This is a genomic window from uncultured Lactobacillus sp., from assembly GCF_948948975.1.
Classification (GTDB): Bacteria; Bacillota; Bacilli; order Lactobacillales; family Lactobacillaceae; genus Lactobacillus.
On the sequence record NZ_CARBVX010000016.1, the window covers coordinates 1 to 20562 of the forward strand.

Genomic DNA, 20562 nt, shown 5'->3' on the forward strand with positions numbered 1-20562 from the left:
CAATATTATCTGAATTAATACCAGCAGCAGCCCAAATTCCATTTTCACCTGATGCGTCAGGTGCACTAGTATAGCGAAGAGGATTAGGGAGAAGATCTTCATCGTCGATCTTTTGGTGACTAATTACACTTTCGTAGTGTTTAGGTTGATCAGCTGGCATTACTACATCAAATCGCTCCGGAATAATAGTGCGACCGCCATCTTCACTACGGGCGATCATTGTTGAACCATCAATAGTTGCATCTTTTCCGACTAAGATAGTAGTACATTCGGTTGGTTTCATAAATAAAATCCTTTCTGAATTCTTTACTTACTATTGTACGCGAAAATGTAAGGTCTTAGGAAATAATCTGGCACTAGTTAATGCTTTTCTCGATAGTATTTGGGACTAAGGCCAGTATAGCGTTTAAAAGCTTTTGAAAAAGTAAAGGCATCCGTATACCCGGTAATATTTGCAATTTGCTGAATAGCGTAATTACTGTTTAATAGTTTTTCTTTCGCTTTTTCCATCCGTAATTGGGTAAGAAATGCTTGTGGAGAAAGGTTCAGATTTTTCTTAAAAATGCTGTATAAGTAGCTTCGAGATAGGTCGAGATCATTACATAGAGCACTAATTGTACAAGTAGAATTAGCAGAATTTTGTTCTAAATAATTAACCGCTAGACGCAATTCTTCATTAGAGTTTTTAGCTTTAGAATTTAATTCAGCAGGATATTCGGTGATTAAGTGGTAAAAGAATGTATAGATTAATGACTCAATTAATACATCGCTAGCAAGGGAACTACGGTAGTGAAGTGAATCGAAAAGTTGTTTTAGGCTTTCGTAAGTTTCACTTGTTTGAAGCTGACGTAAATAATATTTTTTAGTCAACTTAGAATTGTCTAGTAATCCCTTGATTTTTACACCTGAAAAACCAATCCAGAAGTATGACCAGGGTTCAGTGCCGTCAGCTTGATAAAAACAAGGTATATCCTTTGGAAGAAGGAAAATATCGCCAGCTTTTAAGCTCACAGCATGGTGATTAGCTACCGAAAAGGTTCCTTTACCTGATTGAATATAGTGAATGACATAGTTGTTACGGACATTATTACCCTTGAAAAAGTAGTTTGGAGGACAATTTTCTTGTCCAAAAAATAAAACTTTAGTCTCAATACTGTGATTGTTTAATGTATGATATTCACCATTCATTGCTCTTATCCTCTTATCAAATTCCCATGTTAATGATGGATATATGTTTTCAAAAATATATTTAGTACTTATAATGATACCATTTTTACGGTAAAACATATCATTATGATTAAAAACAAATTGACATAATCTGACTTAATCTAGCTATTTTATAAAGCGCATACATTCTGCATAATAAATATTGTTGAAAGCGAATACAAAAAATAAAAGAGGGAAGATTATGAAAGATAAAGATCAGGGAAAAATGTCACTGGGTGCTAGACTAGCATACAGTTTTGGTGCATTTGGTAATGATTCATTTTATGGATTACTATCAGGATATTTAATTATGTTTATTACCTCGCATTTATTTAATACAGGTAATGCGGCTGAAGATGCCAGAATGATCAGTATGGTTACATTGATTATCATGGTGTTAAGAATTGTTGAATTATTTATTGATCCATTTATTGGAAATGCAATTGACAGAACTAAGACCCGGTGGGGCCATTTTAGACCATGGGTTGTAGTTGGTGGTAGCATTTCAGCTGTGATTTTATTGATATTGTTCACTAACTTAGGCGGACTTTACCAAAAGAATGCAATCTTATACATGATTGTTTTTGCAGTTCTATACATCACAATGGATATCTTTTATTCATTTAAAGATGTTGGCTTTTGGTCAATGCTTCCATCTTTAACAACGAATTCTAGAGAACGAGAAAAAACTGCTACTTATGCTCGTGTAGGATCTACTATTGGTGGTGGATTAGTTGGAATTCTAGTTATGCCAGCTGTTATCTACTTCTCAGCCCGTCCAACTTCTACGGGGGATGATCGTGGTTGGTTCATTTTTGCAGCAATTATTTGCTCAATTGCATTTGTTTCTGCATGGTGTGTTGGTTTATTTACTAGAGAAGTTAACAGCGATATTCGTAAAAATAAGAAAGATACTAAGGGAATTATTGGTATTTTTAAAGCTTTATCAGGTAATGATCAATTAATGTGGGTTGCACTTGCATACTTATTCTATGGGGTTGCAATTAATATTACTGGATCTCTTGAGGTTTACTATTTTACATATATTATGGGAATGCCAAAAGCATTTTCTATTTTTTCAACGATTAATGTATTCTTAGGAATTATTTCGACATCATTATTTCCACTTTTATCTAAAAAAATGAGTCGTAAGGCACTCTTTACTTCTTGTTTAGCTGTAATGCTTTGTGGAATGGGATTATTTGCAGTAGCTGGAAGTAATTTACCACTGGTTTTGCTTGCTGCCTCAATTTTTGGCTTTCCACAACCAATGGTATTCTTAATCGTTTTAATGGTTATTACTGACTCAGTTGAATATGGTCAGTTAAAACTTGGGCATCGTGACGAATCACTTGCGTTGTCTGTTCGTCCATTAATTGATAAGTTTGGCGGTGCCGTTTCAAATGGTGTTGTTGGTCAAATTGCGATTATGGCTGGGATGACTACTGGTGCTACTGCTTCTTCAATTACAGCAGCTGGTAAGCTTAATTTTAAAATAATGATGTTCGCTGTACCTGCTGTTATGCTTGTAATTGCCATTTTAATTTTTGCAGGTAAAGTTATTTTAAGTGAAAAGAAACATGCAGAAATCGTAGCTGAGCTTGAAAAGACCTGGGGCAAGAAATTTGATAAGGATAGTGATAATGATGTTGATAGTGATGTCCTCATTGCCACTCCAATTTCTGGTGAATTGATAAATTTAAACCAGGTTAATGACAAAACATTCTCATCTGGGTCAGTTGGGCAAGGCTTTGCAATTAAGCCAAGTGATGGAAAGGTCCTGGCTCCATTTGATGCAACAGTTAGACAGGTCTTTACTACAAGACATGCAGTTGGACTAGTTGGTGATAACGGAGTAGTTCTACTAATTCATATTGGACTTGGAACGGTAGAACTAAAGGGGACTGGATTTGTATCATATGTTGAACAGGGGCAAAGAGTAAAGAAGGGTCAAGAATTAATTGAATTCTGGGACCCCACTATTAAAAAGGCTGGTCTAGATGACACGGTTATTGTAATAGTAACAAATTCTGATAAGTTTGCAGATATTGACTTAGTGGCGAAAGCTGGTCAAGCCGTACAAGCAGAAGATAATATTTTAGAATTAAAAGTAAAAAAAGAAGAACCAGTATTAGGAGGCGGAGAAGTTGAACCAACTAATTAATTTTGATAAAAAAAATAAAGTTTTTCATTTACATAATGATCAAATTTCATACTTATTAGCAGTTGAAGATGGAAATACACTTGCTCACGTGTATTTTGGTAAAACAATTAAACAATATCATGGGCAATTACGCTATCCGCGAGTAGACCGAGGCTTTTCTGGTAATTTACCGGGCTCACTAGATAGAACTTTTTCACGTGATTCTTTACCAAAAGAATACAGTACAGCTGGTGAAATGGATTACCATACTCCAGCAGCAGTAGTTCGCCAAAAGGATGGATCTAACGCATTATTTTTAACTTACCATGGTTATAAAATTGTGGCCGGAAAGCCCGATTTAGCAGGATTGCCACATTCCTTTGTTGAAAATAATGATGAAGCTGAAACTTTAATTATCAATTTACTTGATGAAAAGAGCAAAATTAAATTTGAATTAGCTTATACAATTTATCGTGATTATCCAGTAATTACCCGTTCAGTAAAAGTTGTTAATAATGGTGAAGATACAGTTAATATTGAAAAAGTTGCTTCAATGCAAATTGATTTTGTTGATCGTGACTTTGAATCAATTACTTTACCTGGTGCGCATGCACATGAAAGACGAGTAGAACGTAGCAAAATCAATCAAGGTATTCATGTTTATTCAAGCCATCGCGGCACTTCTAGTCATCAAATGAATCCATTTATGGCATTAGTTGATCCTGATACAACCGAATTTGCTGGGGATGCTTACGGATTTGTCTTCGTTTACTCTGGTAATCACAAGTTTGAAGTGGAAAAAGACCAATTTGCTCAAACTCACGTCAATATTGGCATTAATAATTTTAACTTTAATTGGGAGTTGAAGCCAAAAGATAGCTTCCAAACGCCAGAAGTCTTAATGACTTATTCTAATCAAGGTTTAAATAAGATGAGCCAAGCATTTCATAGCTTGATTCATGATCGGATTATTCGTAGTAAGTACAAAGATCAAGTTCGGCCAATTTTAGTAAATAATTGGGAAGCAACTTACTTCGACTTTGATGAAGAAAAATTAAAACCAATTGTAGATGATGCCAAAGAAATGGGTATTGAAATGTTTGTCCTTGATGATGGTTGGTTTGGTCATCGTGATGATGATAATTCTTCACTAGGAGATTGGAGTGTTTTTGAAAAGAAATTCCCGCATGGATTAGATCATTTTGCTAATTATGTCCATGACCAAGGGTTAAAATTTGGCCTTTGGTTTGAGCCAGAAATGATCTCAATGGATTCAAACTTATATAGAGAGCATCCTGACTATTTAATGCATGTTCCAGGAAGAACTCCAAGTCCATCTCGTAATCAATATGTTCTGGATTTAGGTAGAAAAGAAGTTCGTGACAACATATTTGAGCAAATGAATAAGATTCTTGAATCAGGTAAGATTGATTACATTAAATGGGATATGAATCGTCACTTGTCAGATATTTATGAAGCAGATTTGCCAGCTGCAAGACAGGGAGAAACTTACCATCGTTATGTCTTAGGACTTTATGATCTGCTTGAAAGGCTAGTTGATACTTATCCAAACCTATTAATTGAAGGCTGTTCTGGTGGTGGTGGGCGCTTCGATGCTGGTATGGCATATTACAATCCACAGATTTGGGCTAGCGATGATAGTGATGCAATTGATAGATTAAGTATTCAATATGGCACTAGTTTAGCTTATCCACAATCAATGATGACTTCTCATGTTTCAGTTAGTCCAAATGAACAAAATGGTCGAATTACACCATTTAAGACACGTGGAATTGTAGCAATGTGGGGTGATTTAGGTTATGAACTTGATTTAACTAAGATGAGCAAAGAGGATCGTCAAGCAGTTAAAGAGCAGGTGGCAGAATATAAAAAAATTAGAGAAGTTACCCAATATGGGACTTTTTACCGCTTAAAGTCTACTCAAACTAGTAATCAATGTGCTTGGGAAACGGTCTCAAAAGATAAAAATGAAGCTGTTTTGTCAGTAGTTAAAGTAATGGCAAGTGCTCAACCGTATTTAACTAAGACTAAAATGGTTGGACTTGATCCAGAAAAGTACTATGAAGATCAAAATACTCATGAAGTATACGGCGGAGATGAATTGATGAATTTAGGAATTTATGATCCAGTTGAACACGGTGATTTCAAGGCCTATATTTATCACTTTAAAGCAATAGATTAGGAATATAGTAATGGCAATTTCAAATAAAGTAATGCTCATAACCTATCCAGATAGTTTAGGTAAAAATATTAAAGATTTAGATGAAGTACTACACACAGATTTAAAAGGTGCTGTTGGAGGAGTTCATTTGTTACCATTCTTTCCCTCAACTGGTGACCGCGGATTTGCTCCAACAGATTATTCAATGGTTGATCCTCAATTTGGAGATTGGTCTGATGTCGAAAAGTTAGGCGAAGACTACTACCTTATGTTTGATTTTATGATTAATCATATTTCTCGCCAGTCTAAATATTACCGTGACTTTCAAAAAAATAAGGATCAAAGTCCATATGCTGATTTATTTTTGAGTTGGGATAAGTTCTGGCCTAAGAATCGACCAACACAAAAAGATATTGACCTTATTTACAAGAGAAAAGATCATGCTCCATATCAGGAAATTACTTTTGCGGATGGAAGTAAGGAAAAACTCTGGAATACTTTCGGTGAAGAGCAAATTGATCTTGATGTTCGCAAAGATGTAACTAAACAGTTTATTAAGCAGACTTTAAATAATTTAATTGATCATGGCAGTGACATCATTCGACTAGATGCGTTTGCTTATGCTGTTAAGAAGCTAGATACTAATGACTTTTTCGTAGAACCAGAAATTTGGGATCTATTGAAAGAAGTTCAAGATGATATTTCAGCTAAAGGCGCGCTAATTTTGCCTGAAATTCATGAACACTATTCAATGCCATTTAAGATTGCAAAACACGGTTACTTTATTTATGATTTTGCCTTACCAATGGTGGTGCTTTATTCACTATATAGTGGTAAAAGTCAGCGTCTTGCTTCATGGCTAAAAAAGAGTCCAATGAAGCAGTTTACGACATTAGATACTCATGATGGAATTGGTGTAGTAGATGCTCGTGATATCTTAACTCCGAATGAGATAGAATACACAAGCAATGAATTGTATAAGGTCGGCGCTAATGTTAAAAAGAAATACTCAAGTGCGGAATATCATAACCTCGATATTTATCAAATAAACTCTACTTTCTACTCTGCACTTGGTGATGATGATAAAAAATACTTTATGGCTCGACTTTTACAAGTATTTGCACCTGGAATTCCCCAAGTCTATTATGTTGGAATGCTTGCTGGTAAAAATGATATTCAACTTCTTGAAAAGACAAAAGAAGGTCGAAATATTAATCGTCATTATTATGGTCGTGAAGAAATTCATGAAGAAGTTCAACGTCCCGTTGTTAGTTCTTTAATTAACTTATTAAGATTTAGAAATAATGAAGCGGCATTTGATTTGAATGGAAGTATTGAAGTTACTACTCCTACTGAAAATGAAATTCACATTATCCGTTTGAATCAGGACAAAACACGAAAAGCAGAATTACGTGCAAACTTAGAAACCTTAGCTTATAAAGTGTTAGTGAATGGGCGAGAGATGGCTTTTTAATACAAACTATAAATATTTTTGAAGAAGAATTAGGTAGAAATTGCTTAATTCTTTTTTTGAAGCAGATCTAGAAACTAAGTTTATAGACAATATAAGGTATAATTTGATTAATGAAAAAATTCTGCAAGCATGGGAGGAATCATATAGATGAATTATGGAGAAAAATCACCTGCACTTTGGGATGCAATTAAAAGTGAAGAGAAAAGACAAGAAGATACAATTGAATTAATTGCATCAGAAAATATTGTTTCCGATGCTGTCCGAGAAGCACAAGGATCTGTTCTAACAAATAAATATGCAGAAGGATATCCCGGGAAAAGATACTATGGTGGCTGTCAATATATTGATAAGGTAGAACAATTGGCAATTGACTATGCCAAAAAATTATTTAATGCAGAATATGCCAATGTTCAGCCTCATTCTGGTTCCCAAGCAAACATGACAGTTTATAATGCTTTGCTAAAGCCAGGAGATACGATTTTAGGGATGGGTATGGATGCTGGCGGTCATCTTACGCATGGTTCAAAGGTTAACTTTTCAGGAAAAATTTTTAATTCTATTACTTATGACTTAAATTCTGAAACTGAAGAATTGGATTTTGATCGAATTAGACAGATTGCTATAGAGAAGAAGCCAAAATTAATTATTGCTGGTGCTTCTGCTTATAGCAGAATTATTGATTGGCAGAAGTTTCGTGAGATTGCGGATGAAGTTGGCGCCTACCTAATGGTTGATATGGCGCATATTGCAGGTTTAGTTGCAACGGGAGCACATCCGAGCCCAGTTCCTATAGCTGACGTTGTTACAACAACTACACATAAAACTTTGCGTGGTCCGCGTGGAGGAATGATTCTATCTAACAATAAAGAATTAGGGAAGAAAATTGATTCGGCTCTCTTTCCAGGAACGCAAGGTGGCCCACTAGAGCATGTTATTGCTGCAAAGGCGCAAACTTTTTATGAAGATTTACAGCCAGAATTTACTCAATACATTGATCAAGTAATTAAGAATTCAAAAGCCATGGCTGAAGAATTTAAAAATAGCAAAAATATTCGCGTGGTTTCAGGTGGAACTGATAATCACTTGATGATTATTGATATTACCAAGACCGGCGTAACAGGAAAAGATGCCCAAAATTTACTAGACTCTGTGAATATTACGACTAACAAAGAATCTATTCCTGGCGATAAACGAAGTCCATTTATTACTAGTGGATTGAGAATTGGAACACCAGCAATAACTAGTCGGGGCTTTAAGGAATCTGATGCTAAAGAAGTTGCTAAAATAATTATTGAAGTTTTGGATAATCCTGAAGATGCAGGAGTCCTAGCTCAGGCAAGAGAAAGAGTTAAGGGGTTAATTCAGAGATATCCAATTAAATAAAAGCTATTGACAGAAAAATATAAGCCAATTACAATATAATTAAATTTTTTAAGGAGTAGTTAATGATGAATACACAAGCTAAGTTTATGAAAAATAATCGTTGGCAAGGCCAGTAAATCAGGTTGTTAAGCAAGATGCAACCTGAAAGATTCAGATTGTATCTGTGCTGGCTGTGTATTTATTGTGGTCTGCATGGAGTAACATGCAGACCTTTTTCTTTTTGTGATAAAAAAGTAACAGGAATCTGCATGTAAAAGTAGATTCCTATTTTTTTGGAGAAAAATTATGAAAAGAATGTATGGATTAATTGTAATTTTAGTAGCTTTTTTAACCATAGCTTTTTTTGGAGAGAATAAACAAAAAGAAGAAAATAATAAAATTCCTCGAGTTGGTGTATTAACTTTGATGCGTCACCCAGCTCTTGATGAGATATATCGCGGCTTTCGAGATGAATTGAAAGAGGAAGGCTACGTAAATGGAAAAAATATCAAAATTGACTATCAAAATGCAAATAATGATCAGAGTAATTTACGTACGATGGCAACTAAATTAACTGACGAGCAATCAAGAGTATTAGTTGGAATTACTACCCCGGCTGCGCAAGCATTGGCGAATACAACAAATAAGATTCCAATAGTTTTAGGTGCTGTAACAAGTCCAAAAAATAGTGGGTTGGTAAAGAATGAAAAACATCCCGAAAAAAATATTACTGGGGTATCAGATGCTGCTCCAATTAGACAACAACTAGATTTAATTAGAGAGTTTTTACCCAATTTAAAAACTTTAGGGGTAATTTATACTTCTAGTGATTCTTCTGCAGTTAGTGGCTTTCACGAGATTGAGCGTGAATGTAAAAAAAGAAAAATAAATTTAAAATCTTTCTCAATTGCAAATAGTAATGACCTTAATCAAGTTTCAGAGCAGATGTTTAGTCAGGTAGATGCGGTCATTGTACCTACTGATAACACAATTGCTGGAGCGATGGAAACATTAGTTAAGAATGGTAATGCTGCTAAAAAGCCAATTTTCCCTGCCGCGGCTACTATGGTAAAACAAGGTGGTTTGGCAACTTATAGCGTTAATCAATATGAGCTAGGAAAAATGACTGGAAAGATGACTATTGCAATTTTACAGGGGAAAAAAGTTAGTTCTTTACCAGTTGAGAGAGTGAAAAAGGGAGAACCAATTGTTAATTTAAAAGAAGCCAGAGAATTAAATCTTCAAGTACCGCAAAGATTTTTAGAAGAATGTCAGAAAAAAGGAGTTGTATATAGATGAACTTGATCGTATCTGCTATTGGCCAGGGTTTGCTATGGGCTTTGCTTGGCTTAGGATTATATTTGACATTTAGAATTTTGAATTTTGCCGATATGACAGTAGAGGGAACCTTCCCATTGGGGGCAGCTGTTGCAGTAGCTAATATCTCACATGGAATGTCCCCGTATTTAGCTACTTTCCTAGCATTTTTAGCTGGAATGACAGCAGGTTTAGTAACGGGATTATTATACACAAAAGGAAAAATTCCAATTCTACTTGCCGGTATTTTAACAATGACGGCAATTTATTCGATTAATTTGCGAATTATGGGTGGTTCTAATATTTCACTGATTGGTAAAAAAACTTTACTCAACAATGAATTTTTAGAAAAATTACCTCAATATTTTAACAGTGTTGTTTTAGGTATTGTAGTTGTAATAGTAATTACGGGAATCTTAATTTTCTTTTTAAATACAGATTTTGGGCAAGCTTTTATTGCTACCGGAGATAATCCAAGCATGGCTAAATCATTAGGAATTCATACAGATTTTATGGTAATTATCGGATTAATGCTATCAAATGGAATAGTTGCCCTATGTGGGGCATTAATTGCGCAAAATAATGGCTACGCTGATATTAATATGGGAATTGGAACCATTGTTATTGCTTTAGCTTCAATTATTATTGGTGAGGTAGCTTTTGGAGAATTGACCTTAAATCAGCGTTTAGTAGCCGTAACTTTAGGTAGTATTATCTATCGTTTGATTTTACTCGCTGTGCTGCAACTTGGATTTTCAGCTAATGATTTAAACTTGATCTCTTCAATTGTCTTAGCTCTATGTATGATGCTTCCACAATTAGAAAAAGTTTTACATTTGAAAAAGCCAGTAGAAAGAGGTGTGAAAAAGCATGACTAAGCCAATTTTAGAATTAAAAGATGTCAAAACAACTGTTAAAACAGCTGATGGTGAAATTGTTCCAATCTTAAAGGGAATTAATTTAGAAATTAGATCTGGGGATTTTATTACTATAATTGGGACAAATGGAGCGGGTAAATCTACACTTTTTAATACGATTGCGGGCAGTTTAAAACCTGATAGTGGTATTCTTAGACATAATGGTCAAGATATTACTAAAATAAGTGAAGAAAAGCGGACGCAATTTATTGGACGAGTTTTTCAAGATCCTAAGATGGGAACTGCTCCGCGAATGACTGTGGCAGAAAATTTATTACTGGCAACAAAACGGGGAAAGAGAAGATTTTTAAAGATTAGAAGACTTAAGCAGAACTTACCTCGTTTTAAAAAACTAGCTGCAGTTATGAATAATGGCTTAGAGAATCGGTTAAATACATTTGTGGAGGGCTTATCTGGAGGACAAAGACAAGCTTTGAGCTTCTTGATGGCTACAATAGAAAAGCCTGATATTTTATTATTAGATGAGCATACAGCAGCTTTAGATCCTCATACTAGTGAAAATCTACTAGCAGTAACTGATAAGCAAATTAAAGAAAATAAATTAACTGCCTTAATGATTACGCATCACATGGAGGATGCTTTAAAATATGGAAATCGTCTTTTAGTGTTAAAGGATGGTAAAGTTAAAGCAGATATTAGTGAAGAAGAAAAAATAAATTTAAAAGTAAGTGATCTTTATAGCTATTTTGAAGACTAATCTAAAACCTAGGGCTGGTTGTCGGCTCTAGGTTTTTTAGTTAAAATAATTTTTAATTGTTTTAAGTATAGATTTAATTTTTTATAAAGAAGGGATGGAAGAGATGTGAATAAGGGACACAAAATAAGTTTATTTTCAGCAATAATGCTAGCCCTTAATTCGTTGATTGGATCCGGATGGCTTTTTGGTTCAGGCTCGGCAGCAAAAATTGCCGGCCCAGCGGCTATCTTATCTTGGATTATTGGTGCAGTTATTATTATTGCAATTGCCTTGACCTATGTTGAGCTAGGAACTATGTTTCCTGAAAGTGGGGGAATGAGCAAATATGCTCAATATAGCCACGGTCCTATGCTTGGTTTTATCGCTGCTTGGGCAAATTGGATTTCGCTGGTAACTTTGGTGCCAATGGAGGCAGTTGCGGCCGTTCAATATATGAGTTCTTGGCCCTGGAAGTGGGCAAACTGGACGCATCACTTTATGCAAGATGGAAATATAACTACACCGGGGCTGTTATTGGTATTCGTGTTCATGATTATTTTTACTTTAATTAACTTCTGGTCAATTAAAATCATGACCCACTTTACTAATTTGATCTCTGTTTTTAAAGTACTCTTGCCTACGATAACAATCATTATGCTGTTTGCATCTAGTTTTCATCCTGCTAACTTTGGTCACGATGTAAAAACATTTATGCCTTATGGAAGTAGAGCAATTTTTGAAGCAGCTTCTGGTGCTGGTATCATTATGTCTTATGACGCATTTCAGACAGTAATTAATATTGGTGGTGAATTAAAGAATCCGCGAAAGAATATTATTCGTGGAGTTTTAATTTCCATGTTTGTGACAGCCGCAATTTATATTCTGCTTCAAGTAGCCTTTATTGGAGCGGTTGATCCGGCAATGCTTGCTAAGAACTCCTGGCATGGAATTAATTTTGCGTCCCCATTTGCAGATATTGCAATCCTTTTAGGAATTAATTGGCTTGTAATTTTACTTTATATGGATGCTTTTGTTTCACCTTTTGGTACTGGAGTGGCTTTTGTTGCAACAGCATCAAGAGCACTTGCTGCAATGACATATACAAAACACTTACCAGCGTGGTTAGGGAGACTTAATAGACGTTATCTGGTGCCTCGTTTTGCGATGATTGCGGATTTGATTTTAGCAATGATTTTAGTAAGTGTCTTTAGAAACTGGGATTTACTTGCAACGGTAATTACTTGTGCAACTTTGATTGCTTATTTAACTGGTCCAGTTACTACTATTACTTTGAGAAAAATAGCACCAGATTTGGAAAGACCATATAAACCTAATTATATGCGCTGGTTTGCTCCTTTAACTTTTGTATTAACTAGTTTAGCTATTTATTGGACGATGTGGCCAACAACAATTCAAGTTATTCTGGTTATTCTTGTGGGAATTCCAATTTATTTCTATTATGAAGTTAAATATCAAAAGAAAGATTTTAAATCGCAGTTTAAGCATGCTGCTTGGCTTTTAGGGTATTTAGTATTTATTTCTATTATGTCTTATTGTGGTAGCGACGGCTTTGGAGGACAAAACTGGATTAAGTATCCTTGGGATTTTCTGGTAATTGCAATTGTTTCCTTGATCTTCTATAGAGTTGCAATTGATACAGGACTAGAAAAAGTTGATCCGGCAGCGATAAAAGTAAACGAAAAAATTAAGCTTAAGAATGACTAGAATTAAGTACACTAGTATAAATTAGCTTGAATTATAGTTAGAAAGGTGCTATCCTTAACTAGTCGTAAAATAATCTATGATCTGAAATATTGGTCATGGCAAAGGAGTATTAAACAATGAGAAAAGGGATTCATCCAGATTACCAAGAAGTTGTTTTCATGGACTCAGCAACTGGTGCTAAGTTCGTAGCTGGTTCTACTTTAAAACCAGAAGAAACAATTGAATTCGAAGGTAAGACTTACCCATTAGTTCGTGTTGAAATTTCTTCAGATTCTCACCCATTCTACACTGGCAAGCAAAAGTTTGCACAAGCAGATGGTCGTATCGAAAAATTCAACAAGAAGTACGGTATGTCTTCAAAGAACTAATAATTCTTGGTTTTTACCAAAAGAGCAGCCCACTTTGGACTGCTCTTTTTTTATGCTTAACGTGGTATAATTCTTATTGATATGCGTGAGACCTTTTTCTGACTGCGATAAGTCAGTATAATAGGAGTACATGCAATTTTAGGTAGGAGTAATTTATTTATTATGAAAATGCAACTTGCTGAGATCGCTAAAGCATTAAATAGTTCAGTTAATATGGGAGAAGACAAGGTCATTACATCTGTTGTTTTTGACTCAAGAAAAGCAACTCCCAATTCTTTGTTTATTCCCTTAGATGGTGCAAGGGATGGACATGATTTTGTATCTAATGCAATGGCAAACGGAGCAGAAGCAACTCTTTGGAAAAAAGGCCATGAGGGTATGCCTACTGATGTGCCAGTTATTGAAGTGGAAGATCCGCTAACTGCACTTCAAAATTTAGCTAAATATTACTTAGGTAAAGTTAATCCAACTGTTGTTGGGATTACTGGATCTAATGGTAAAACTACAACTAAGGATATGGTTGCAGCTGTTTTATCAAAAAGATTTAATGTGCATAAGACACAGGCTAACTTTAATAACGAAATTGGGGTACCTGTAACTATTTTAGATATGAAACCATCTACTGAAATTTTAGTTCTTGAGATGGGGATGGATCGTCCGGGACAATTACACCATTTAAGTGAATTAGTAAGACCAGATGTTTGTGTCATCACAATGATTGGTGAAGCTCATATTGAGTTCTTCGGTACTAGAGATAAGATTGCAGACGCTAAAATGGAAGTTACTGACTTCTTAAAGGAAGATGGTAAGTTTATTTACAATGGCGATGAACCTTTATTAGAAGAGCGTGCAGCTAAGATTAAACAAGAAAAGAGTACTTTTGGTTTTAGAGAAGAAGATACTGTTTTTGCAACTACATTTAGATCTTACATGCATCATGCTACTTTTGAAGTAAATGGTTCAACACAACAATTTAAAATTCCAATGATTGGAAAACATAATGTCTCTAATGCTCTTGCAGCCATTAGTGTAGGACGCCATTTTGGTGAAAATGATGAACAAATTGCCCAAGCTTTAGCTAACTTCACTCCAACAGCAAATAGAATGCAATGGAAGAAAGGAGATGTAGGCGAAGCAATTATGGATGACGTCTACAACTCAAATCCAACTGCAGTTAAGGCTGTTACGACTTCGTTTGGACAAGTAATGGTGGAAGATGGTGGACGCAGAATTGCTGTCTTAGGTGATATGTTAGAGCTTGGGGATGAATCAGCTGATCTTCATGCGTCTCTTGCCACTAGCTTCGATCCAGCAATTATCAATGAACTATATTTATATGGGCCAGAAATGAAAAACTTATATGATGCTCTTGTTGATAAGTACCCAGCAGAAAACTTGCACTATTATCCACAAGATCAAATGAATCATATGATTGATGACTTAAAGAATGATATTAAGCCAGCTGATATTGTAATGCTAAAGGGATCACATGGGATGCATTTAGAAAAGGTCTTAGACCGTCTCATGTAGGAAGGAATTAGATATTTGAAATTTTCTGAAATGAACTTAAAACCTGAAATTTTAAAAGCTATTAAGCGTTCAGGTTTTGAAGAAGCTACACCAATTCAAGAAAAAACCATTCCCCTAGTTTTGGAGGAAAAAGATGTAATTGGTCAAGCCCAGACAGGTACTGGTAAAACTGCTGCTTTTGGTTTGCCAATTTTACAGAACTTAGATAAGCAACACGATTCAATTCAAGCAATTATTATTGAACCTACTCGTGAATTGGCTATTCAAACTCAAGAAGAGTTGTTCCGTTTAGGTCGTGATGAAAAAGCTCGCGTTCAAGTAGTTTATGGCGGTGCCGATATTCGACGTCAAATTCGTGCTTTAAAACAAACTCCAGCAATTTTGGTAGGAACGCCTGGACGTTTACTTGACCATTTAAAACGTGGCACAATTGATATTTCTAAAGTTAAAACAATTGTTTTAGATGAAGCAGATGAAATGCTTGATATGGGATTTATTCAAGATATTGAAAGCATTTTGAAGTATGCCTCAAGTAAACATCAAACATTACTTTTCTCTGCTACAATGCCAAAGCCAATTTTACGAATTGGCGAAAAATTCATGAATGATCCTGAGATTGTAAAAATCAAAGGAAAAGAATTAACTGCTAATTTAATTGATCAGTATTTTGTGAGAGCAAAAGAAAATGAAAAATTTGATATTTTGTGTCGTTTAATTGACGTTCAAAATCCTGACCTAGCTGTTATTTTTGGTAGAACTAAGAGACGTGTTGATGAACTAACACGTGGGCTGCAAGCACGTGGTTATAATGCAGCTGGAATTCATGGTGATCTTTCTCAAGCTAAGCGAATGAGCGTGTTAAAGAGATTCCGAAAAGGTAAGCTTGATATTTTAGTTGCAACCGATGTGGCAGCCCGGGGACTAGATATTTCTGGGGTTAGTCATGTTTATAACTATGATATTCCTCAGGATCCAGATTCTTATGTTCACCGTATTGGTAGAACTGGACGTGCTGGTCAGAACGGAATGTCTGTAACTTTTGTTACTCCAAATGAAATTGGCTATATGCGTACTATAGAACAATTGACGCATAAAAAGATGATGCCACTTAAGCCACCAACAGATGAAGAAGCATTTAAGGGTCAATTAAGTGCAGCTAATAAAAAGGTAGCAGAATTGCTCGATAGCGATCTTTCTAAATATACTGAAGAGGCATCTCAACTGCTTGACGACTATTCTGCGATTGATTTAGTGGCCGCTTTATTAAAGGATTTGTCTAAAGATGCCGATAGTGTAAAAGTAAAGATTACACCTGAAAAGCCATTACCATTTAAATCAAAGCATGGTAACAATCGAAAATTTAAACGTAATTTCAAACGTGGCGGAGATCGAAATGAAAGATATCGTCGCAAACCCAATGCTCGTCGTGCAAGTACCAAGCACGAGTTTGTTATAAAGAAAAAAGATTAATTTTTGTTACTGGAGAGCTGTAGTTGCTACAGCTCTTTTTTGTAATATAATGTATCAATGTGTGAGGTGAAAATAATGATTAGAGGCGTAGGAATTGACTCAGTTGAAGTTGAACGCATGAAAAAGATAGTTGAAAAAGGCGATAAATTTGCTAAAAGGGTATTAACTCCGAAAGAATTTGAGCAATATCAACAATTAAAAGGAAAGCGCAAGGTAGAATACCTTGGTGGACGTTTTTCTTTAAAAGAATCTTTTTCAAAGGCAATGGGGACTGGATTAGGCAAATATGTTGGTTTTCAAGATATTGAAACATTATGGGATGATTTAGGACATCCAGTAATGACCTCGACTAAGTTTTCTGGAAATATTTTTCCTAGTATCACACATGATGATCATGAGATTATAACAGTTGTAGTTTTGGAGGAATTAAACTAATGGTTCCAGGAATTCATCGTCCAGCCGTAGTAAAGGTAAACTTGGGCGCTATTAAAAGAAATCTGAAAAATGAGATGGGGCATCTAGAACCCGGTCAAAAGATGCTTGCCGTTGTAAAAGCAAACGGCTACGGACACGGTGCAGTAGAAGTAGCTAGAGTGGCAGATAAGGTAGGAGCAGCCGGATTTTGCGTTGCAATTTTAGATGAAGCATTAGAGTTAAGACGTGCAGATATTACAAAACCAATTTTAGTTTTAGGCGTTGTTTCTCCTGAATATGCTTCAATTGCTGCTGTAAATAACGTCTCATTGACTGTTCCAAACTTAGAATGGCTTAAAGAAGCAGAGAAGTATTTAAAAGATGCAAATTTGCAATTGAAGATTCATTTAGGTATTGATTCCGGAATGGGAAGAATCGGATTTAATGAAGACGCAGACTTTATTGCTGCTAATGAGTTTTTAGAGAATAACGATAATTTCTTTATTGAAGGAATGTTTGCCCATTTTGCTTCTGCTGATAGCAGTGATGAAACTTATTTCAAACATCAATGTGAAAAATTTAATCATATGAAGAGCTTGCTTACTGTAAAGCCAAAGTGGATTCATGTTGATAATACGGCAGCAAGTATTTTTCATGACGGAATTAAAAGTGATTTAGTTAGATTTGGTATTGGAATTTATGGTTTAAATCCTTCTTCTAATCCTAATTCTCCAGATTTAAAATCAAGTATTAAGTTAGAACCTGCCTTGTCATTTGAAAGTGAATTGACTCATGTTAAGACAATTCATCAAGGTGATGGTGTTGGATACGGTTCGACCTTTGTTGCAGATGAAGATACAATTATTGGAACCGTACCTGTTGGTTATGCGGACGGATTTATTAGAAAATTTCAAGGTTTCAAAGTTAAAGTGGGAGATACATACTGTCTAATTGTTGGCCGAATTTGTATGGATCAATTTATGGTTAAGATGCCTAAAAAGATGCCAGTAGGGACCAAAGTAACTATCATTTCTTCTAATCCTAATGATCAAAATAATATTAAAGCTGCAGCTGATTATGTTGACACAATTCATTATGAAGTGGCTTGCTTATTAAATGATCGTTTACCACGTGTATATTACGAAAATTAAAAATAAAAGCTTGTTTAACCAATTTTGGCTAAGCAAGCTTTTTTAACTACAGTAATTAAGATAATTAGTCTTTTAATTCACCAGGTTTTTCTGCGCTACGGATTGTTAGGCCTGATTGAAGATCTTCAATTTCGGCAACAACGAAACCTTTCTTTTCAAGTCGGTTGACGATAGCGGTCATAGTTTCGCGAGAAACACCAATAGGAAGAGTAAATAAGTTACGACGAACTAATTCACCAGTTTTGACATCTAAAGTTAAACAACCAGCAATATTACTATATTTAGAAATAATTTTTGCCATTTTAACTAAATTACCACGGTCATTATCTGAGAGGATTGTCAAAACATAAGAACCATTTTTGATGTTCCAAGCATCAGAAAGCATATCTAGCAAACGAGCATGAGTTAAAATTCCGTAGAAATGATTTTCTTCGTCCAATACAGCAATGTATGGAAGGTCTTTAATGTTAAAGAATACACGGAAGAAAGGTGAATTTACCTTAATTGTTTTAGTAGCGTTTTTAAGCAAGTAAGTTACAGGTAAATTCATGTCGCCGCCTTGAGATTTATGACGGTAAATGTGCATTTTATAAATATTTCCACGGAAAATAGTTCCTGTATCATCTAAAATAGGGACACAACGAAAGCCGGAGTCTTCTAATATTTTTAATGCTTCGGCAAGAGTAGCTTTTTCATTGACTGTAGTTAAGTAATCTTTTTTATAGACAAGAGATTTAATTAGCATGATTAGCCTCCATACATCTGAAATTTACAAGCCATTATACCATAGTTTTATATAAAAATTAAAGTCTGATTAAACAACTTTAATTTAGAAAATAAAAGAGCATCCACAAAATGTGAATGCTCTTTTACAGAAAAAAGTCGTAATTATTATTGACGAACCTTTACGCCAGTTTCTTTGAAGGCTTTGTCCATAACTTCTTTTAATTGTTTTGCAGAAGCTTCCATCTTAGCTTGTTCGTCAGCGTTTAATGGCATTTCAATAACTTGTTCTAAGCCGTGACGACCAACAACTGCTGGAGTACCGATGTGAATATCGTGTAAGCCGTATTCACCATCCATAGGTACTGAAAGTGGAAGAACTCTGTGTTCGTTGTTCAAGATAGCCTTGGTAATGAATGCTAAAGCAGTACCGATACCGTAGAAAGTAGCACCCTTCTTGTTAATGATATCGTAAGCCATGTCAGCAACTTCCTTGTGGATTGCTTCAAGCTTGTTTTCACCAACTTCTGGGTGAGCCTTAACCCAATCGCTAACTTTTACGCCACCAACATTGTTGTAGCTCCATACTGGGAATTCAGTATCACCGTGTTCACCAAGCATGTATGCATTAACTGAACGTGGGTCAACGTGTTCCATTTCACCGATAACTTTTTGAAGACGACCAGTATCAAGTGAAGTACCTGAACCGATAACACGATCCTTAGGGAATCCTGACATTCTCCAAGTTGCGTGAGTTAAGATATCAACTGGGTTAGCAGCAACTAAGAAAATACCATTGAAACCTGATTCAACGATTGGTTCAACGATTGAAGATAAAATCTTTAAGTTCTTGTTAACAAGGTCAAGACGAGTTTCACCTGGCTTTTGTGGAGCACCAGCAGAAATAACTACTAAGTCAGCATCTTTTGCGTCTGAGTATTCTGCAGAGTAAATAGTCTTTGGTGCAATCCAAGGAGTAGCGTCTGCTAAGTCAATAGCATCACCTTGAGTTCTTTCTTTAATGATATCAACGATACCTAATTCTTGTGCGATACCTTGTTGAACTAATGAGAATGCGTAAGTAGAACCTACAGCACCGTCACCAACAAGAATAATCTTATGAATTTTTTCTTCTGACATTTGCTAATACTTCCTTCCATATTAGTGATTTATTTAACAATAACGATTATATCATATTGAAATTTAAAAATTAAAAATATAATTTTAAAGATCTAATTAATTATTTGTAAGTAAGCGTGTGCTATAATCTCAAGAGCAATAAGCAGATTTAGAATGAAGTATTTATAAAAGAGGATGAAAAAGAATGAAGTTAATTACAGGTTTAGGAAATCCAGGTAGAAAATATGATCAGACTAAGCATAATACAGGTTTTATGGCATTAGATCATTATTTAGAAAAAAACGGTTTAATCCTAGATAAGGATAAGTTTGAAGGTTTATGGACAAAACAAAAAATCAACGGTGAAGATGTGATTTTTCTTGAACCACAGACTTTTATGAATGATTCGGGAAAATCAATCGCACAGGTAGCCAATTTCTTCAAAATTAAACCGGAGGATATTTTGGTTATTCATGATGATATGGATATGCCAATTGGAAAGATTAGAATTCGTGCAAATGGTAAATCAGGAGGTCATAATGGAATTAAGAGCATTATGGCTTGCTTAGGAACGAACAATTTTAATCGATTAAAAATTGGAATTCGCCATCCTGAAAATGAAAGTGTTGTTTCTTGGGTATTAAGTCCCTTTAATAATGACCAGCAAAAACTGATGGATGCAGCTTTTGAGACAAGTGAAAATGTCATTAATGATTTTATTAAAGGGAAGAACGCCCAATATTTAATGAATCAGTATAATTAGT

General features: G+C 35.1%; 18 protein-coding genes. 14 read left to right on the plus strand and 4 right to left on the minus strand.

Translation table 11 applies throughout. The annotated features are described in order from the left end of the window. On the minus strand, positions 1-283 hold a 283-nt coding region (locus Q9R40_RS07090), incomplete at its 3' end, for a C69 family dipeptidase (RefSeq protein WP_304677006.1). Between the two features lie 77 nt (positions 284-360). Continuing rightward, the gene (locus Q9R40_RS07095; protein WP_297937892.1) at positions 361-1188 is read right to left on the minus strand and encodes an AraC family ligand binding domain-containing protein; all 828 of its coding nucleotides are present in this window, start codon (positions 1186-1188) and stop codon (positions 361-363) included. Positions 1189-1408: 220 nt separating this feature from the next. Between Q9R40_RS07095 and Q9R40_RS07100 the strand changes: the two genes are divergently transcribed. The 13 genes from Q9R40_RS07100 (at position 1409) to alr (ending at position 17956) form a co-directional block, all read left to right on the plus strand. Next, positions 1409-3370 (plus strand): PTS sugar transporter subunit IIA, encoded by a 1962-nt coding sequence (locus Q9R40_RS07100; protein WP_304677007.1) that lies wholly within the window; start codon positions 1409-1411, stop codon positions 3368-3370. Beyond that, entirely contained in the window at positions 3354-5552 is a 2199-nt protein-coding gene (locus Q9R40_RS07105; protein WP_304677008.1) for an alpha-galactosidase, read from the plus strand. Before Q9R40_RS07100 ends, Q9R40_RS07105 begins: the two co-directional genes overlap by 17 nt. Before the next feature lie 10 nt (positions 5553-5562). Continuing rightward, positions 5563-7005: a sucrose phosphorylase gene (gene gtfA / locus Q9R40_RS07110; RefSeq protein ID WP_304677009.1), complete on the plus strand. Its 1443-nt coding sequence runs from the start codon at positions 5563-5565 to the stop codon at positions 7003-7005. A 147-nt stretch (positions 7006-7152) separates the two neighbouring features. Continuing rightward, entirely contained in the window at positions 7153-8388 is a 1236-nt protein-coding gene (gene glyA, locus Q9R40_RS07115) for a serine hydroxymethyltransferase (protein ID WP_304677010.1), read from the plus strand. A 285-nt stretch (positions 8389-8673) separates the two neighbouring features. Then, on the plus strand, positions 8674-9666 hold the full coding sequence (gene trpX / locus Q9R40_RS07120) for a tryptophan ABC transporter substrate-binding protein (RefSeq protein ID WP_304677011.1): 993 nt from the start codon (positions 8674-8676) through the stop codon (positions 9664-9666). After that, entirely contained in the window at positions 9663-10562 is a 900-nt protein-coding gene (locus Q9R40_RS07125) for an ABC transporter permease (RefSeq protein ID WP_297937910.1), read from the plus strand. Before trpX ends, Q9R40_RS07125 begins: the two co-directional genes overlap by 4 nt. Then, positions 10555-11319, plus strand: coding sequence for an ABC transporter ATP-binding protein (locus Q9R40_RS07130; protein WP_304677012.1), 765 nt, complete (start codon positions 10555-10557; stop codon positions 11317-11319). The genes Q9R40_RS07125 and Q9R40_RS07130 overlap by 8 nt, the downstream gene beginning before the upstream one ends. Positions 11320-11424: 105 nt before the next feature. Next, positions 11425-13023: an APC family permease gene (locus Q9R40_RS07135; protein WP_304677013.1), complete on the plus strand. Its 1599-nt coding sequence runs from the start codon at positions 11425-11427 to the stop codon at positions 13021-13023. 116 nt (positions 13024-13139) lie between these two features. Next, positions 13140-13391: a type B 50S ribosomal protein L31 gene (locus tag Q9R40_RS07140; RefSeq protein WP_004898881.1), complete on the plus strand. Its 252-nt coding sequence runs from the start codon at positions 13140-13142 to the stop codon at positions 13389-13391. A 162-nt stretch (positions 13392-13553) separates the two neighbouring features. After that, positions 13554-14921: a UDP-N-acetylmuramoyl-tripeptide--D-alanyl-D-alanine ligase gene (gene murF, locus Q9R40_RS07145; RefSeq protein ID WP_304677014.1), complete on the plus strand. Its 1368-nt coding sequence runs from the start codon at positions 13554-13556 to the stop codon at positions 14919-14921. A 15-nt stretch (positions 14922-14936) separates the two neighbouring features. After that, positions 14937-16391: a DEAD/DEAH box helicase gene (locus Q9R40_RS07150; RefSeq protein WP_304677015.1), complete on the plus strand. Its 1455-nt coding sequence runs from the start codon at positions 14937-14939 to the stop codon at positions 16389-16391. 75 nt (positions 16392-16466) lie between these two features. After that, positions 16467-16826: a holo-ACP synthase gene (acpS, locus tag Q9R40_RS07155; RefSeq protein ID WP_011161458.1), complete on the plus strand. Its 360-nt coding sequence runs from the start codon at positions 16467-16469 to the stop codon at positions 16824-16826. Then, positions 16826-17956: an alanine racemase gene (gene alr / locus Q9R40_RS07160; RefSeq protein ID WP_304677018.1), complete on the plus strand. Its 1131-nt coding sequence runs from the start codon at positions 16826-16828 to the stop codon at positions 17954-17956. Before acpS ends, alr begins: the two co-directional genes overlap by 1 nt. Positions 17957-18020: 64 nt before the next feature. Here the strand turns inward: alr and cbpA are convergent, their stop codons facing one another. Next, positions 18021-18701: a cyclic di-AMP binding protein CbpA gene (gene cbpA, locus Q9R40_RS07165; RefSeq protein ID WP_061400965.1), complete on the minus strand. Its 681-nt coding sequence runs from the start codon at positions 18699-18701 to the stop codon at positions 18021-18023. A gap of 146 nt (positions 18702-18847) precedes the next feature. Continuing rightward, positions 18848-19819 (minus strand): L-lactate dehydrogenase, encoded by a 972-nt coding sequence (locus Q9R40_RS07170; RefSeq protein ID WP_004895924.1) that lies wholly within the window; start codon positions 19817-19819, stop codon positions 18848-18850. 184 nt (positions 19820-20003) lie between these two features. Here Q9R40_RS07170 and pth point away from each other — a divergent pair, with 184 nt between their 5' ends. Continuing rightward, complete coding sequence (pth, locus tag Q9R40_RS07175) at positions 20004-20561, plus strand: aminoacyl-tRNA hydrolase (RefSeq protein ID WP_304677019.1); 558 nt, start codon at positions 20004-20006, stop codon at positions 20559-20561. The last annotated feature ends 1 nt before the right edge of the window (position 20562 follow it).